We start from the raw sequence: 14,723 nt of genomic DNA, 5'->3' as shown, positions 1-14,723 counted from the left end.
TTAGCTTTATGCTTTGATTTCGGCAATAATGTTCAACCTCGTTCCCTCGACTGATTTGTCGATCTCACCTTTGACCGATGGCGCTTCTGTTGAGATTTGTTGCAATAGAAATGAGGCAATAATTAGGAGAACACAATATATGCGTCCTTTAAATATAGGCTTATCCGAACAGCAACGTCAAGGAACGATCGAAATTCTCAACCGCGACTTGTCAGATTTCTATCTGCTGAACATTAAAACGAAGAAATACCATTGGGATGTCGTCGGTCCCCAGTTTAGATCGCTACACGAAATTTGGGAAGAACATTATGAGATTCTTTCTGTTAACATTGACGAAACTGCCGAACGTATTCGCGCTTTAGGTGGCTATCCGGTAGGTACTGCGGCAGGCTTCCTCGAACACGCTACAATTAAAGAGCATGGTGGCGACGTTCCTACCGCTAACGAAATGGTAGAAGATTTAGTCGTTACTCACGAACAAATTATTCGCAACTTGCGTGAAGATATTGATAGTTGCAGCGAAAAGTACCATGATGAAGGTACAGCAGATTTTATCACTGGATTGATGGAACAGCATGAAGAAATGGCTTGGATGTTACGTTCCTTCATCGAAGGTGAAAATCTTGCACCTAACGGGAAAAGTGCTGTAGATACTAAAGTTCCCGCTAAAGTATAATTAGTTTCCTAGTGAGCGTTTCAGCGCTCATTAACAGACATTGTACCCGTTTGTAGTGAGCGCTTCAGCGCTCCTTAACAGACATTTTATCTGATTTGATAACCAAAAATCAGCCCTACCCTTTGAACCTGGGTAGGGCTAATCTCATATCTAGAATGGTAAGCGAGATCCGCCACCGTTAATCGTTTCACGTAAAATCAAATCTAGCAAATCTCGTACATTGCGAGGACGATTTTCGCTAGGAGTATTCGTTGCTTCTTCTTCTGGCTCCGGATTCGAGGTATTATTGGTTTCAGGTTCAGTAGCGTTAGTCGTTTGAGAGTCATTAATTCTCGTAGCTGTACCACCGTCATTAGCATCGAGGAAAGGACGTAAATCAATATCTTGAGGTTGAGAAGAATTACCTCTCAAGAGTCCTTCAATGCTATTTTGTCCGCTATAAGTAACAACTCCTTGAGTATAATCACCGCTATTAGCTGTGAGGAGATTTTGGAAAACGCGATCGCGTGTTGCCCAAGGGTTCTGTCCTGGTGGTACAGTAAAGACAATGCGACAAGCTGGCACTACTTGGGAAGTTACGCAGACAATATCGTAGTTACCTTCCTTGCGCGTACTTAATTCCATCATATTATCAGAGCGGTAAGCTTCCAAACGACGGGCTATTTCATCACAACGTCGTTGTTCCGTCCAACCTCCTCCTAATCTTACCGGAACAGCCCAAGGATATTTTTCTCCTGGTTGACTGTCTGGTTGATACATTACCGTAGGTTGACCGTTATTTGACTCACAGGTAAATCTCGGTGTTTCGTAGGATGTGTTCGTGTCGTTAGTATCAGTGTTTCCGGAGTCTGTATCGATAATTATATCTGGTGCATCGTTCGTCGCTTGAGCGAAGACTGTAGTTGTGCTACCGCTACCTACTATCATAGTAACACCAAGAGAAAGAGCGATCGCGGTTTTTAGTTTATTTACTGACATAGCTGTTATCCCCTATTAGCTTGCAAATTTAAGCTTTGTGACTGCTTCCCCTATTGCGTCTCTTGACGCAGATAGTTAGCCTTTGTTCCTTCAGGGTACTACTTCGCGACATCCGGAAATTTCGCAATTATTTCTTACCCATACTTAAAACCTCATCATCTCCCCTACTACCCCCTAGTCCAATATTTCAATAACTTCCTCAAAAACGCTAATATTTAATTAGTCGAAATTATCAATCAACAAACTGGGTAGAGAGGAATTTAACCATTATGACCAAAAAAATTAACGCAATATTTGATGGGACATCTCTTCAACTCGAATCCCCCTTAAACTTAGATGTAGGTACAAGGGTTAGGATCATTGTTGAAACTATTTTACCCCAAGAACAACCAGACAAAACATTTCTTCAAACTGCTCGTTCTTTGCAACTAAAAGGTGAACCAGATTGGTCTGAAAACATCGATTGCTATTTGTCTGGGGAGATTGAATCTAGAGATGATTGAAGTTTTTTTAGATACTTCCTTTGCGATCGCACTTTCTTCAATTACCGATCGACATCATGCACGGGCTGTCCAATTGTCTCATCAACTTGAAGCTAGTAAAGCTCGTTTAGTTACTACTCAAGCCATATTACTTGAAATTGGTAATGCTCTTTCACAATCGAAATATAGAAGGGGTGCAATCTTACTTTTAGAATCCCTTCAAGCCGATCCTAATGTCGAAATTGTCTTATTAACCGAGAATTTATATATTGCTGCATTAAAATTGTTTAAACAGCGACAAGATAAAGAATGGGGGTTAGTAGATTGTCTGTCGTTTGTTGTTATGCAAAACAGAGGAATTACCGATGCACTAACTGCTGATAGGCATTTCCAACAAGCAGGATTCCGAGCCTTACTAACAAACTAGCTTCTGGCAAATTTAATTGTCGAATTATCACAAACTCTAATTATCCGAGCATTCCTCAAGCATTTGTCTCAACTCATTAATCTGATGAGAAAACTTTAGTTTACCTGCTTTTTCTTCCAACTGCGCTAATTGGAAATTCTCAAAAATATCCTCGCGGCGTTCTTCCCGAATATACTGCTGCAATAACAATTGAATTTCCTGTTTTTCATCCAGAGAAAGTTCTTTTATTACCTCGACTACATCATGCAATTTACTCATTGATAAAACCTCACTTTGCTGACCTACTCTTAATAATTATATAGTCGTTTAATTTTCCCCCTTTGTCAAGTCGATAATATACTGCTGCAAAACTGGAGATAATTGAAACAGGACTTCATTTGCATTTGTACTATTAGCTATTTGTCTGACTATATACCGTCGTTTCAAAGATTGCAGCCCATTCATAAAGTCGGTTAATGAAATATCTAAAGCTTGTAGGAAATAACCTCTTGCTAAGGGTCGATCAAATTTACTAAATTCTAAAATTATTAGCCGTTCTATTGGTGCGAGTCTGTTCAAAAGTCGATCGAAATGTGAGCGCATTTTGCTAGTTAGTATAGGTGATTTTTGTTCGCTCATTACTGCTGAAAAAAAGTCTTCTATCTGACCCTCAAAAACATCTTTGACTAAAAGAGATATTTCCTTTATATAAAAAGGATTACCTTCATACAAATCAATAATTTGCAACCAAATATCTTGATTTTCTGACGTTTTCTTAAAACAAATTGGATCATTTAAACCCATTAATTCTAAGCATCTAATTGAATAAATTTCGTCGTCCAAATTATCCATTTCTGAACATTTTTCTTGACTCATCAAGATAACGTGACTCTGATGATCGGTTTCTGAAATCAAAGTAAATAAAGTTTGATAACTCTGATATGCAGTTTGATATTGTCCTGAAAATTGTTCTTCGGCAAAGATGTTGTGAATATCATCAAGAACAATTAAACATTTCTGCTTTGTAAAAACACTAAATAATTGCTTCAACTTATCATCTATAGATTTTTCAACTTCAACTTGAGGCTGCAACGCTTTCAATACATCATCGATTAGTAAATCTAAAGATTTAGGGTGGCTGAATTTTTTCCAAATAATGAATTCAAAATTTTGTAAATGGCTATCTACAAACTTTTTAACTAAAGTTGTTTTTCCAATCCCAGACATTCCTCAAATAGAAATCAAACTAATGTCTTGATTAAAAATCCAATTTTCAAGAAATTTTATTTCTGATTTTCTATCGCAAAAATTTTTAATTTTTGGAGCTAATGTTAAATCTCGATATGGTAATTTTTGTTGATTATTTATATTGTTTTCTGTCAGATGACTCTGAGAATGATTTAAAATTTGCGAACCAAAAGTAAAGTTGTGGTTAGTGCCAATACAAATATTTTGAGATTTTTCGACATATACCCTCTCTAAATTAGACCGAAAATTAGATTTTTTTATGTCCTCATCTAATGCTGTCGATAAAATTTGCCATAGTTCACACCCCACATCAGCCACATGATTTTTAGTGAGATGACAGTTGTGGGCGATATCATCATAAGTTTGTCTGTTCCAAGTTCCCTCAACCACAGCCCTCTGGACATCATTTAGATGTTGTCCAGTATTTTCAAACACTAATTTATCGACAAATTGTAAGACTTTGTTTACATCCATAAAAGCTTTACAGGATAATCATCATAGGCATTGTAGATCAACTCGATCCTATTTTTTCCAATTATTTCCGATGTTTTATAATTTTTTGTAATATTTTGCAACAGAAGATCAGAGAAAATCAGATATTTTCCAATTGTACTTTAATATGAACTTGGTTATAATTAGCCCAATATTTGTTTTACAAAAACGTCAGCTAATTATGGAAAAACTTCAAAAAATTTACAATCTAGTCTTGGTTTCTCCAGCATTGCGAGATCAATTTTCTGAAATTGATAACCCTCAAGATGCAATCGATACTCTTGTGAATATTGCGAAAGATAATCAAATTGATTTGGATAAAAATGATCTTGATTTCGTGATCTCTGCTTCACAAACTGGATACGATCAAAACCATTTGAACTTGGATTCTGTACGATGGGGATTATTTAGCTTAATTCGAGTGGCTTGTGTGTCTTCACAGCGCGAAACCAAAACATTGGTAGAGGCTTAATTAGTTAACTCCTTGCTTGAAATAGGCGGGGTATCCATCTTTATATCGGTTCTCCCTTCCCCAAAAGGGAGGACTAAAACTTACCTTTTAAGTGCAATATTGACATGATTTATTTGCCTCAATTTTTTACAAGTTAACGATTCAAAAATTAGACAATTTTTATGATTTCTATAATCAATCTTCCAACCAACAAAAAAACGATTCAGGCTTTACATGAGTTTACTATAGGCTTGACAGGTGGTAACGAAATTAATGTAAATACCTTAAAATTATATCCATCTAATTCATTGGGAAAAAGTCTTTACGATCATTACTTAAACAACCCCTCAATACCCCAACCTAATGATAAAAATGGATTTCCAGCACGATACATTTTAGTTCACGATCTACACCATATACTGATTGACAGTGATGTTGAAGATCAGGGAGAAGCAGAGGTCATGGCTTTTGAGTGCGGCTTATTGGCACAAAAAAAATCAGAACTTTGTCTCCTACCTTTTATCAGTCAGATATTAGAATCAGTTTCTCATAAGCCCGATCTTGATTTTGTCAAAATTGCTAGTTTTTTCGATGTTGGATTGAAGGTTAAGGGAAATTTATTTGAATCTTGGCAATTTGAGAACGATTTATTACTTTCAATTAAAACTGTTAGGGAAAATTATAATATAGTGGTTCTTTAAGTTATGTGGTAGGTACTGGGCTATTGTAAAACCAGTCCATCCTCATCCTCAACCCCCAAATCCTCTGCGAACTCATCTGGGAAAAAGCCCTTCCCAACGAACTCTATCCCGAAGTTACCACACTCGCCCAACTTCGCCGCAGCCTCAAGCAACTCAAACTCACTCTCAACCTACCCAAACTCAACTTGCTGCTAACAGAATGCGAACATCCCACCCCAGAATTAATTGCATTTTGCCACAAACTTACCGACACCGTAGCCATTTCCTGGTTAACCGAGAACCCCCTAGAAGCGCCGTTAAAAGGCTTTCCCCCCAATCAACCGAATCTAATCTCTGCGATTGAAACCTGGTTAGAGGAGATTTAAGAAACCGGGTTTGTGCGATCATTTTTGCTGCTTACCCAAGGATTGAAGAAACCGGGTTTCTGGCTTTATGGGATAAAATTGGAATTAACCTCAAAACCTGATTTTGGGTAGAGAAACTGGCTGAACTCCTATGAATACCCTAGCTCAAGAGCTTCTCAAAACCTTTGATGAATTGCCGGATACAGAACAACAGGTAATTGCAGCAGAAATACTCAAGCGCGTTATCAATTTTGACGTTCCCCCCCTAACAGACGAGGATTTAGTCCTCAATGCAGAAGAAATATTTTTAGCCTTAGACGAACAAGAAGCAGATTATGAGTAGTCCTAACCGAGGAGAAGTCTGGCTTGAAGCTCTTTCAACTTGTTGTTTAAGTCTGGGGATGCACTCAATGGATTATAGACTTCACCCTGGTATGGTTGCCAAACATGACTAGGGCTAAATGGTTGAAAAAGTGGTAATGTTTCTAGTTCCTCATTAAGTTCTTTTGCTAAAACTAATCCTGGGATAGATAAGTTAGACAAATCCTCAATTAGTTCGCTATAGGTTCTAAATTCATCAACTTCAACACCAACTAAAGCATAGCGAAACGGAGGGGCAAACCGTAGAGTTTGATAAAGTAAAATCCCTAATTCTGTCATTACATAAGCACTTTCAGGACTATCAATTCCCACTTCACTCGTATTATTAGGATAAACTCGACACCACCAGTTTTCTTCTATATCTTGAAAAGTGTCTGTACCACATTGGCACTGGCGACGATTTGAGAGTAGCCATTCTCTTCCCTCAAAGTGTTGGGCAAATTGATTAACTTTCCTTTCCTCAGAGCCACATTCTGCTGATAAACTGAAGAGCCATGCCATTATTAGAAACTCCTATAATAGATAAAGTTAATCCACTCTTTCCCACTGATTTTGGGTATTTGCCAATGCTATCTCATACCGTTCCAAAGACATTGTAACTCTTGGCAAGATGCTAACGTGCGTCGGGCTATCTTGCACAGCCTGCAAATCTCTAATAATGTTTTGATCGTCAATTTGCCATAGGGGCTCTTTTCCAGTCCCACCAAATTTTGCAGGTCGGCGAAATGCGGGTAAACCTTCAATTGAAAGAGAAACAGACATTCCTTTTGTATTCCTTACTGCCACAGTAACAAGCTCTCCTTGAAACTCCCGTTTTGACTCTGGTAATAAATAACCTTGCTCATTCAGATAACCTGTAGGCATTTCTTCAATATCGATGTCAATACCAGGTCTAACGCCTAATAATCTAGCACTACGACCTATTTTAGGCTTACCATTTTGATCTGCCATACCGCGATAGTAAAGTTTTGTCATCAGTTAACTTTTTCAACAGGCGATCGTTGTGCTGCAAAGAGCAAACAAGAGGGAAATTTTGTGTGTCTCATCGCAGGTTTTAGCAGAATTTTACTCCTATATTACTAATCCGGCTATTTTAGCCAACCCCTTACAGCCAACGGAAGCAATTATCCGCATTAAACCGATAAGAAACCAGGTTTCTAGACTCCCCCTTAACTTACGACCAGAAGATCTTTCAACTTGTTGTTATCGCTATTTCATTTTAATTTCATTTTTTTGTGAAATAATTAAATAACTTATATTTTTTTTACCAGCAAGTTTGAGCGACAAAATCAAATGATTAAAAGTAAAGTTTTGTACGATATCTTGACTCTCTAGTTAACTGGATATTTTATAAATATCGGTAAAAGTTGAGTGATTTACATTATGCCCTAGAGATTAGTTAAACCTAACAGAATCAACTTTTTTGCCACTCCTTCAAGTAACGGGAGCTAGTTATGGAAAAACTGCATTTGCGTCTGTATATGTGGTTACGAATGAAATTTTTCCGCAAAGACAAGAGTGGGTGCTTAAGCGACGTTTTATTACCTGACTTTGGCATTACCGCCAATTTGCTCCTCAATGAAACAACCACAGTGGAATTCACCCCTCAAGCAGTCGGGGAATATCTATTTACCTGCGGCATGAAGATGTTTCAGGGTGTGGTGGATGTACAAGAATGAGTAACCTGTAGAAATGAGGTAGAACCATGAACAAGAAATATTTGATGTACGGCTTTATTAGTTTAGCGACAGTCGGTATAATTGCTGGGTTAGCAATGACAAATCAGAGCCAAGCTGAAGTCCGAATAACAGGAGAAAATCCTTTTGCTCAGAGCCAAGAAAAGCCGTTAGAACAAAATACTCATCATCTCAAACAGTCTGGAACTACTGCAACTCCAAGTATGGGAATGATGAATCATCCACAAGCGGAACAGCACTTTATTCCCATGATGATTCATCATTATCAAATCACGGAGGAGATGACAAACCTGGCATTGGACAAAGCTCAGCGTCCTGAAATTAAACAATTTGCCCAAGCTATCCAGAGAGAGCGAAACCGAGAAATTGAGCAAATAGAAGCTTGGTACAAACAGTGGTATGGTACCGAAGTGCCTGCGGTATCAGAAATGGGGATGCCTATACATTTGGGAGGAAATCAAGACATATCCCTGTCTTCGGGTACAGGTAGACATCTGGGAGCAAATCAAGAAATGCCCAGGCATCAAGACATGAATACGATCGAGATGATGAATATGATGGGCGGAATGAACATGATGGCTGTGGATTTAGAAGCCCTAAAAAATGCTCCTGATTTTGACAAAGCTTTCATCGAACAGATGATTCCCCATCAGAAAATGGCAGTGATGATGGCTGGGATGGTACTCGATAGTAATCGTCCTGAAATCCGCAATCTGGCACAATCTATTCTCCAGGAAGAGAGTGCCGAAATTGAGCAGATGCGGCAATGGTATCAGAGTTGGTATCAATAGTTTTCCCTCTGGCTTGATGCAATTCAAGTCAGAGAAAAATAGTTTTTCTAGAGGCTTTTATGGCTCACAAAGATCATCGCTCTAGTTCTGGTGGTGGATGGCTAAGTCCAGCTAAAATTGCCCTGTACGTCTTCTTGAGTATTGCTGCTTTCTTTCTCTTCACCGAACATTTAGCTCACCTAGTTCCTGTCCTACCGTGGTTATTTACATACCGTGCTTTGGTGGTGCATCTAAACACAGTCGGAAAAATTTTTAACTGTAGTAATGAAACTGACTTTTTTGGAGAAAAGAAATTATGCGAATTGCCCATGATGTAACTGAATTAATTGGTTGTACTCCCCTGGTTCAACTAAATCGAATTCCCCAAGCTGAGGGTTGTGTAGCGCAGATTGTTGTTAAATTGGAGGGGATGAATCCAGCCGCATCCGTGAAAGACCGCATTGGTATCAGTATGATTCGGGAAGCTGAGGAAGCGGGTCAGATTCAACCCGGAAAAACAGTTATCATCGAGCCGACTTCTGGCAATACGGGTATTGCTCTGGCGATGGTGGCAGCAGCTAAAGGTTATCGCTTAATCTTGACGATGCCGGAAACGATGAGTCTGGAACGACGGGCGATGCTGAAAGCCTATGGTGCTGAGTTGCAACTAACCCCAGGAATCGAGGGAATGAAAGGTGCGATCGTTCGCGCTCAAGAGATTGCGGCGAGTACGCCTAATGCCTATATACCGCAACAGTTCCAAAATCTAGCCAATCCTAAAATCCATCGCCAGACGACAGCCGCAGAAATTTGGGCAGATACAGAGGGTCAAGTGGATATTCTCATTGCTGGGGTTGGTACAGGTGGCACCATTACCGGCATTGCTGAGGCGATCAAACAGCGTAAACCGAATTTTAAGGCGATCGCTGTCGAACCTGCGAACAGCTCTGTTCTTTCGGGAGGATCTCCAGGATCTCATAAGATTCAAGGTATTGGTGCGGGTTTTATTCCCGAAATCCTCAAGGTTGAATTGATTGATGAGGTAATTGCTGTTAGTGATGATGAAGCACTTGCTTACGGGCGCCGCCTCGCCTTTGAAGAAGGATTGCTTTCTGGCATTTCTAGTGGTGCTGCTCTGTGCGCTGCTATCCGCGTGGCTAAACGTCCAGAAAATAAAGGACGCTTGATTGTCATGATTCAGCCGAGTTTCGGGGAGCGCTATTTAAGCACGGCTCTCTTTCAAGACTTAAATTAGTTGGCAGTTACCAAAAAACTTGGGTTATTAGCCCCTCCTTGAACAGTGAACAACGATTGAAGCCTATGCTAGCAAGGTTTTCTGAAAATGAGGATGTCTTGAGCTAACTCATTCTCTGCTATAGAGAGATGTTGAATCGGGTTAAAATTGTGCAAAGTCTCTTAAGGTTCGTTGGGCTTCTTCTGGGTCGAGGATACTTAGGGCAAATCCGACATGAACAATCACGTAGTCTCCAACTTTGGCTTCGGGGACATAAGCGAGGCTGACTTCTTTTAACACTCCGCCAAAGCTGACTTTCCCTTTTCTGAGTAGTTCCGAGTTGTCTTGGGGGTTTTCGAGGATGGTGACGATTTTTCCAGGGACGGCTAGACACATAGTGAAACTCCTGTGAATTATTTTAACTGGGACAAGGCTCCGAGAATTTGTCCGAGGGCAATTCCGCCATCATTGGGAGGAATATGATGATGAACAATTGCTGAGAAACCTGCTTTTTCTAAGGCGGTGAGGGAATTTTCTAGTAAATATTGATTTTGGAAACAGCCTCCGGTTAAAATTACTTGGGATTGATGACAGGTGTGGGCAATCTTCACCAAGCTTTGAATTAAGGCATGATGAAATTTGCTGCTAATTTCTGGTAGGGGAAGAGAGTTTTGGATATCTGTTAATATTGCCTGTACCATCGGCTGCCAATCTATCTGAAGGGGGATGGTGTTGGTAAGGCGGACAGGATAAGCTTCCTGGGTTTTGTGTCTCACTGTCAGAAATTCGAGTTGCATCGCCCCTTGTCCCTCAAAGCTGGTGATTTGGGTTAGGTTCAGGAGGGAGGCGATCGCGTCAAATAATCTTCCTATACTAGAGGTCATCGGCGTATTAACTCCCCGCCGTAACATCTGTTGCAGAATTGTTAATTCTTGTGACGAAAAAGCCTGAATCGGGGCAAGATGTGTTAAGGAAAATAGGTCTTCCCCAAAACATTGATAAAGTAATCCTAACGCAGAACGTCGGGGTTCTTGGGTGGCTTTTTCTCCCCCAGGTAGGGGAAAGGGACGCAAATGGGCGACTCGTTGAAAGTGAGAATCATTTACCAGTAAAAATTCTCCGCCCCAAATTGTCCCATCTAACCCATATCCCGTACCATCCCAGGCGACTCCGAAAACGGGAGGTTGGATGTTATTCTCTGCCATAGAGGAGAGAACATGGGCAAAATGATGTTGTATAGGAAAACAAGGAATGTTTAAGGTTTGGGCGAGAGATTGGGCGAATTGGGTAGATTGATAATCAGGGTGGAAATCTGTGGCGATCGCGCCTAACTGAAGATTGTATATTTGTTGTAAGTTGGCGATCGTGTCTCGAAATCTTTCCAGGGTTTCCGGTGTCTCTAAGTCCCCAATATGTTGCGAGATCAGGACTTGTCCCTGATAAGACAATGCTACAGTATTTTTCAGATGACCGCCCACCGCGAGAATTGCCGGAAACTTATTCCCATTTACCTTTGTTTGTAGTTTAATTGGTAAAGGTGCATAGCCTCTCCCCCGACGCAAGACCAATTCTTGATTTCCCATAACTCGGAGAAGGGAATCATCCACCGGACGGGCAATAGGGCGATTATGTACTAACAGGAAATCAGCAATTTTCCCTAATTGGGTTACTGCTTTGCTATTCTCAGTACAGATCGGTTCCTGAGATAGATTACCACTGGTGGCGACAATGGGAAAACCTAACTCCGCTAACAAAAGATGATGCAGGGGAGTATAAGGTAACATCACCCCCAAATAGGGATTTCCTGGGGCAACGGAAAAAGTTATACTGCCATTCTCAAGACGACGTAATAAGACAATGGGGGCTTCCCTCGACTGTAACAGCTTCGCCTCCAAGGGGGAAACCTGACAATCTTGCTTGATGCGATCTAAAGTAGGATACATCAACGCCAGAGGTTTATCGGGTCGCTGTTTCCGTTGTCGTAATTGTCTCACGGCATGGTTATTGCGTCCATCAACCACTAAATGAAATCCGCCCAACCCCTTCACCGCGACAATTTTCCCTTCTCGTATCGCTTTGACTGTTTCCTGTAATGCCGTATCGTATTCTGCTAAGACATTGCCTTGGTTATCCCATAAACTTAAATAAGGTCCACAAACAGGACAAGCATTAGGTTGGGCGTGAAACCTTCGATTTAAAGGATTTTCGTATTCTTGCTGACACACCTCACACATAGGGAAATGCCTCATGGTGGTGTTTGGGCGATCGTAAGGCAAATCTTGGATAATACTATAGCGAGGACCACAGTGGGTACAATTAGTAAAGGGATAGCGATAACGACGATTTTCTGGATTGAAAATCTCCGCTAAACACTGGGGACAAGTGGCTAAATCAGGCAAAATTACCGCCGACTTGCTTGTGGTTGTCTCGGAGGGACGAATTTCAAAATTCGTATAGCCGTATAAGGGTAGCCAAACCGTTTCTATTTGGTGAATTTCAGCATGGTCTGGTTTGCGGCGATCGAGTTGTGCTAAAAATGTCTTTAATTGGGCTTGATTTCCCTCAACTTCAATGGTGACACCTTGAGGAGAATTATTCACCCATCCTTTCAATTCTAATTCGGTGGCAAGGCAATAGATAAATGGACGAAAACCCACCCCTTGAACAACTCCTTGAATATGAATAACAAGGCGTTGGCAAAGGGTAGATTTTTCTGGGAAATTCACCATCATAATTAGACCATCACTGCCTGATTTTTTGGGAGCATTTTCCGTAGATAAGTATACCACTGATTCATGCCTTCTCCGGTTTTGGCTGAGACTGCAAAAATGGTTGCTTGGGGGGCAACTTTTTGAATATTGGTCATGGCTTTTTCGCGATCGAATCCCACCACTTCGGCAATGTCAATTTTATTGACAATAACTACTTGGGCGGTTTTAAAGGTAGTGGGATATTTGAGGGGTTTATCTTCTCCTTCTGTGGTAGAAAGTAAGACAACTCGCAGGGTTTCTCCTAAGTCATAAGCGGCGGGACAAACTAAATTACCGACATTTTCAATGATTAGTAAATTTAACGCGGATAAATCTAATTGTTTCATCGCTTTAGCAATCATTTCGGCTTCTAAATGACAAGCATTTCCGGTGGTAATTTGAATGGCTGGGGCATTGCTGTTGCGGATTCTTTGGGCATCATTATCAGTTTCTAAGTCTCCGACAATTACGCCAATTTTTAGCTCATTTCCTGTATCTTTTAACGTCCGTTCAATTAAGGCAGTTTTTCCGGAACCGGGAGAAGATAAAAGGTTAAGGGTATAGATACTTTGGGACTGAAAATGATCGCGATTTTGTGCTGCTAAACGATCGTTTTTGGAGAGAATTCCGCGAGTAATTGTTACCTCTCTAGGAGAATGATGGGAATGTTTATGAGGATGAGTATGAGGATGGGAATGATGGCTGTGGTTATGGTAAGTTACACCATCAATTTCTACTTTATTTACATTATTGCAACCACAATCTTGACACATTTTAAGTAATCTCCAATAATACTAACGTTTGTTATTTTCCTGGTGGGTATTTCCGCGAAGATAGTCAGAAATTAAGTCAGAAACAGTGAACTTCAATTAACATTTTCGACTGGGTTTGATGACGGAAACAGTTTCAAGTTTTCAGCGAGCATTTTGAGCAATATTTTCTTGATTTTGATACATTTTGAGCAATCTCCATTAATACTAAGTTTAGTTCTTTTCTTGTTAATTTTCCGCGAAAAAAGTCATAACTACAGTCAGAGTGAGTGAAATTTAATTGACATTTTTGACAAGCTTCAATTCCGGAAACAGTTTCAAGTTTTCAGCGAGCATTTTGAGCAATATTTTCTTGATTTTGATACATTTTGAGCAATCTCCAATAACCATGATTTTCGTTATTTTTCTGGTAGATATTTCGGCGAGGATAGTCAGAAATTAAGTCAGAAACAGTGAAATTTAATTAACATTTCCGATCGGGTTTGATGACGGAAACAGTTTCAAGTTTTCAGCGAGCATTTTGAGCAATATTTTCTTGATTTTGATACATTGTCAGCAATCTCCATTAATACTAAGTTTAGTTCTTTTTCTTGTTGATTTTTCGCGAAAAAAGTCATAACTACAGTCAGAGTGAGTAAAATTTAATTGACATTTTTGACAAGATTCAATTCCGGAAACAGTTTCAATTTATCAGTGAGTATTTTGGGCAATATTTCCTTGATTTTGTTACATTGTCAGCAATCTCCATTGATATTAATTTTAGTTCTTTTTTTGGTGAGAATTTTCGCGAAGACAGTCAAAAATGAAGTAAGTCAGAAGGAGTAAAATTTAATTGACATTTTTGACAAGATTCAATTCCGGAAACAGTTTCAATTTATCAGTGAGTATTTTGGGCAATATTTCCTTGATTTTGTTACATTGTCAGCAATCTCCATTAATACTAAGTTTAGTTCTTTTTCTTGTTAATTTTCCGCGAAAAAAGTCATAACTACAGTCAGAGTGAGTAAAATTTAATTGACATTTTTGACAAGATTCAATTCCGGGAAAAGTTTCAATTTATCAGTGAGTATTTTGGGCAATATTTCCTTGATTTTGTTACATTGTCAGCAATCTCCAATAATCCTAATTTTAGTTCTTTTTTTGGTGAGAATTTTCGCGAAGACAGTCAAAAATGAAGTAAGTCAGAAGGAGTAAAATTAATTGACATTTTTGACAAGATTCAATTCCGGGAAAAGTTTCAATTTATCAGTGAGTATTTTGGGCAATATTTCCTTGATTTTGTTACATTGTCAGCAATCTCCAATAATCCTAATTTTAGTTCTTTTTTTGGTGAGAATTTTCGC

Annotated in this window: 20 protein-coding genes; 11 read left to right on the top strand and 9 right to left on the bottom strand. The window is 39.6% G+C overall.

All coding sequences use genetic code 11. The annotated features are described in order from the left end of the window. Nucleotides 1–139 precede the first annotated feature (139 nt). Nucleotides 140–676 carry a Dps family protein gene (locus G3T18_RS13665; RefSeq protein ID WP_224411119.1) on the top strand — a complete coding sequence of 179 codons (537 nt, stop codon included), beginning with the start codon at nucleotides 140–142 and terminating at the stop codon, nucleotides 674–676. Nucleotides 677–826: 150 nt separating this feature from the next. Here G3T18_RS13665 and G3T18_RS13660 read toward each other — a convergent pair whose 3' ends face one another. Next, the gene (locus G3T18_RS13660) at nucleotides 827–1,654 is read right to left on the bottom strand and encodes a COP23 domain-containing protein (protein ID WP_224411118.1); all 828 of its coding nucleotides are present in this window, start codon (nucleotides 1,652–1,654) and stop codon (nucleotides 827–829) included. A 269-nt stretch (nucleotides 1,655–1,923) separates the two neighbouring features. Between G3T18_RS13660 and G3T18_RS13655 the strand changes: the two genes are divergently transcribed. Together G3T18_RS13655 and G3T18_RS13650 are read left to right on the top strand one after the other, a co-directional pair. Beyond that, nucleotides 1,924–2,157, top strand: a complete 234-nt coding sequence (locus G3T18_RS13655) for a hypothetical protein (RefSeq protein WP_224411117.1) — start codon at nucleotides 1,924–1,926, stop codon at nucleotides 2,155–2,157. Beyond that, nucleotides 2,150–2,563, top strand: a complete 414-nt coding sequence (locus G3T18_RS13650) for a type II toxin-antitoxin system VapC family toxin (protein WP_224411116.1) — start codon at nucleotides 2,150–2,152, stop codon at nucleotides 2,561–2,563. The genes G3T18_RS13655 and G3T18_RS13650 overlap by 8 nt, the downstream gene beginning before the upstream one ends. Before the next feature lie 36 nt (nucleotides 2,564–2,599). On the opposite strand, the gene G3T18_RS13645 is transcribed toward G3T18_RS13650, so the two are convergent. The 3 genes from G3T18_RS13645 to G3T18_RS13635 are packed head-to-tail and all read right to left on the bottom strand — an operon-like array spanning nucleotide 2,600 to nucleotide 4,264. Beyond that, nucleotides 2,600–2,821 (bottom strand): hypothetical protein, encoded by a 222-nt coding sequence (locus G3T18_RS13645; protein WP_224411115.1) that lies wholly within the window; start codon nucleotides 2,819–2,821, stop codon nucleotides 2,600–2,602. A 48-nt stretch (nucleotides 2,822–2,869) separates the two neighbouring features. Further along, on the bottom strand, nucleotides 2,870–3,769 hold the full coding sequence (locus G3T18_RS13640) for an NB-ARC domain-containing protein (RefSeq protein ID WP_224411114.1): 900 nt from the start codon (nucleotides 3,767–3,769) through the stop codon (nucleotides 2,870–2,872). Between the two features lie 3 nt (nucleotides 3,770–3,772). Next, nucleotides 3,773–4,264: a hypothetical protein gene (locus tag G3T18_RS13635; protein ID WP_224411113.1), complete on the bottom strand. Its 492-nt coding sequence runs from the start codon at nucleotides 4,262–4,264 to the stop codon at nucleotides 3,773–3,775. A gap of 199 nt (nucleotides 4,265–4,463) precedes the next feature. Here G3T18_RS13635 and G3T18_RS13630 point away from each other — a divergent pair, with 199 nt between their 5' ends. The 4 genes from G3T18_RS13630 to G3T18_RS13615 all read left to right on the top strand — a co-directional run bounded on the left by G3T18_RS13630 (nucleotide 4,464) and on the right by G3T18_RS13615 (nucleotide 6,121). Further along, a complete protein-coding gene (locus tag G3T18_RS13630) occupies nucleotides 4,464–4,754 on the top strand; it encodes a hypothetical protein (RefSeq protein ID WP_224411112.1) in 291 nt (96 codons plus the stop codon). Between the two features lie 161 nt (nucleotides 4,755–4,915). Next, nucleotides 4,916–5,434, top strand: coding sequence for a ubiquinone biosynthesis protein COQ4 (locus G3T18_RS13625; RefSeq protein ID WP_224411111.1), 519 nt, complete (start codon nucleotides 4,916–4,918; stop codon nucleotides 5,432–5,434). A 38-nt stretch (nucleotides 5,435–5,472) separates the two neighbouring features. Further along, nucleotides 5,473–5,799, top strand: a complete 327-nt coding sequence (locus tag G3T18_RS25900; RefSeq protein ID WP_397333949.1) for an NACHT C-terminal alpha/beta 1 domain-containing protein — start codon at nucleotides 5,473–5,475, stop codon at nucleotides 5,797–5,799. Between the two features lie 130 nt (nucleotides 5,800–5,929). Continuing rightward, complete coding sequence (locus tag G3T18_RS13615) at nucleotides 5,930–6,121, top strand: hypothetical protein (RefSeq protein WP_224411109.1); 192 nt, start codon at nucleotides 5,930–5,932, stop codon at nucleotides 6,119–6,121. A gap of 2 nt (nucleotides 6,122–6,123) precedes the next feature. Here G3T18_RS13615 and G3T18_RS13610 read toward each other — a convergent pair whose 3' ends face one another. Both G3T18_RS13610 and G3T18_RS13605 read right to left on the bottom strand, forming a co-directional pair. Next, the gene (locus G3T18_RS13610) at nucleotides 6,124–6,660 is read right to left on the bottom strand and encodes a hypothetical protein (protein WP_224411108.1); all 537 of its coding nucleotides are present in this window, start codon (nucleotides 6,658–6,660) and stop codon (nucleotides 6,124–6,126) included. 27 nt (nucleotides 6,661–6,687) lie between these two features. Further along, nucleotides 6,688–7,134 (bottom strand): Tse2 family ADP-ribosyltransferase toxin, encoded by a 447-nt coding sequence (locus G3T18_RS13605; protein ID WP_224411107.1) that lies wholly within the window; start codon nucleotides 7,132–7,134, stop codon nucleotides 6,688–6,690. 479 nt (nucleotides 7,135–7,613) lie between these two features. Between G3T18_RS13605 and G3T18_RS13600 the strand changes: the two genes are divergently transcribed. From G3T18_RS13600 to cysK, 4 genes are read left to right on the top strand one after another with little or no spacing between them, the layout of a single operon-like run. After that, entirely contained in the window at nucleotides 7,614–7,838 is a 225-nt protein-coding gene (locus tag G3T18_RS13600; RefSeq protein ID WP_224411106.1) for a cupredoxin domain-containing protein, read from the top strand. A gap of 26 nt (nucleotides 7,839–7,864) precedes the next feature. Then, complete coding sequence (locus G3T18_RS13595; RefSeq protein WP_224411105.1) at nucleotides 7,865–8,647, top strand: DUF305 domain-containing protein; 783 nt, start codon at nucleotides 7,865–7,867, stop codon at nucleotides 8,645–8,647. 59 nt (nucleotides 8,648–8,706) lie between these two features. Next, nucleotides 8,707–8,964, top strand: coding sequence for a DUF2933 domain-containing protein (locus G3T18_RS13590; RefSeq protein ID WP_224411104.1), 258 nt, complete (start codon nucleotides 8,707–8,709; stop codon nucleotides 8,962–8,964). Next, nucleotides 8,943–9,881, top strand: coding sequence for a cysteine synthase A (cysK, locus tag G3T18_RS13585; RefSeq protein ID WP_224411103.1), 939 nt, complete (start codon nucleotides 8,943–8,945; stop codon nucleotides 9,879–9,881). The genes G3T18_RS13590 and cysK overlap by 22 nt, the downstream gene beginning before the upstream one ends. A gap of 141 nt (nucleotides 9,882–10,022) precedes the next feature. Here the strand turns inward: cysK and G3T18_RS13580 are convergent, their stop codons facing one another. Genes G3T18_RS13580 through hypB form a run of 3 tightly spaced genes read right to left on the bottom strand, consistent with a single transcriptional unit; the run spans nucleotide 10,023 to nucleotide 13,383 of the window. Continuing rightward, nucleotides 10,023–10,256, bottom strand: coding sequence for a HypC/HybG/HupF family hydrogenase formation chaperone (locus tag G3T18_RS13580; RefSeq protein WP_224411102.1), 234 nt, complete (start codon nucleotides 10,254–10,256; stop codon nucleotides 10,023–10,025). 17 nt (nucleotides 10,257–10,273) lie between these two features. Beyond that, nucleotides 10,274–12,649, bottom strand: a complete 2,376-nt coding sequence (gene hypF, locus G3T18_RS13575; RefSeq protein WP_318013968.1) for a carbamoyltransferase HypF — start codon at nucleotides 12,647–12,649, stop codon at nucleotides 10,274–10,276. Further along, on the bottom strand, nucleotides 12,595–13,383 hold the full coding sequence (hypB, locus tag G3T18_RS13570; RefSeq protein WP_224411101.1) for a hydrogenase nickel incorporation protein HypB: 789 nt from the start codon (nucleotides 13,381–13,383) through the stop codon (nucleotides 12,595–12,597). Before hypB ends, hypF begins: the two co-directional genes overlap by 55 nt. Between the last annotated feature and the right edge of the window lie 1,340 nt (nucleotides 13,384–14,723).

This window comes from Oscillatoria salina IIICB1, assembly GCF_020144665.1.
GTDB lineage: Bacteria > Cyanobacteriota > Cyanobacteriia > Cyanobacteriales > SIO1D9 > IIICB1.
This window is presented reverse-complemented; position numbering and strand designations above follow the sequence as displayed.

Bases quoted from the DNA above. Each gene is read 5' to 3' on its own strand.
- G3T18_RS13665 (WP_224411119.1), top strand. From the start codon at position 140: ATGCGTCCTTTAAATATAGGCTTATCCGAACAGCAACGTCAAGGAACG.
- G3T18_RS13660 (WP_224411118.1), bottom strand. From the start codon at position 1,654: ATGTCAGTAAATAAACTAAAAACCGCGATCGCTCTTTCTCTTGGTGTT.
- G3T18_RS13655 (WP_224411117.1), top strand. From the start codon at position 1,924: ATGACCAAAAAAATTAACGCAATATTTGATGGGACATCTCTTCAACTC.
- G3T18_RS13650 (WP_224411116.1), top strand. From the start codon at position 2,150: ATGATTGAAGTTTTTTTAGATACTTCCTTTGCGATCGCACTTTCTTCA.
- G3T18_RS13645 (WP_224411115.1), bottom strand. From the start codon at position 2,821: ATGAGTAAATTGCATGATGTAGTCGAGGTAATAAAAGAACTTTCTCTG.
- G3T18_RS13640 (WP_224411114.1), bottom strand. From the start codon at position 3,769: ATGTCTGGGATTGGAAAAACAACTTTAGTTAAAAAGTTTGTAGATAGC.
- G3T18_RS13635 (WP_224411113.1), bottom strand. From the start codon at position 4,264: ATGGATGTAAACAAAGTCTTACAATTTGTCGATAAATTAGTGTTTGAA.
- G3T18_RS13630 (WP_224411112.1), top strand. From the start codon at position 4,464: ATGGAAAAACTTCAAAAAATTTACAATCTAGTCTTGGTTTCTCCAGCA.
- G3T18_RS13625 (WP_224411111.1), top strand. From the start codon at position 4,916: ATGATTTCTATAATCAATCTTCCAACCAACAAAAAAACGATTCAGGCT.
- G3T18_RS13615 (WP_224411109.1), top strand. From the start codon at position 5,930: ATGAATACCCTAGCTCAAGAGCTTCTCAAAACCTTTGATGAATTGCCG.
- G3T18_RS13610 (WP_224411108.1), bottom strand. From the start codon at position 6,660: ATGGCATGGCTCTTCAGTTTATCAGCAGAATGTGGCTCTGAGGAAAGG.
- G3T18_RS13605 (WP_224411107.1), bottom strand. From the start codon at position 7,134: ATGACAAAACTTTACTATCGCGGTATGGCAGATCAAAATGGTAAGCCT.
- G3T18_RS13600 (WP_224411106.1), top strand. From the start codon at position 7,614: ATGGAAAAACTGCATTTGCGTCTGTATATGTGGTTACGAATGAAATTT.
- G3T18_RS13595 (WP_224411105.1), top strand. From the start codon at position 7,865: ATGAACAAGAAATATTTGATGTACGGCTTTATTAGTTTAGCGACAGTC.
- G3T18_RS13590 (WP_224411104.1), top strand. From the start codon at position 8,707: ATGGCTCACAAAGATCATCGCTCTAGTTCTGGTGGTGGATGGCTAAGT.
- cysK (WP_224411103.1), top strand. From the start codon at position 8,943: ATGCGAATTGCCCATGATGTAACTGAATTAATTGGTTGTACTCCCCTG.
- G3T18_RS13580 (WP_224411102.1), bottom strand. From the start codon at position 10,256: ATGTGTCTAGCCGTCCCTGGAAAAATCGTCACCATCCTCGAAAACCCC.
- hypB (WP_224411101.1), bottom strand. From the start codon at position 13,383: ATGTGTCAAGATTGTGGTTGCAATAATGTAAATAAAGTAGAAATTGAT.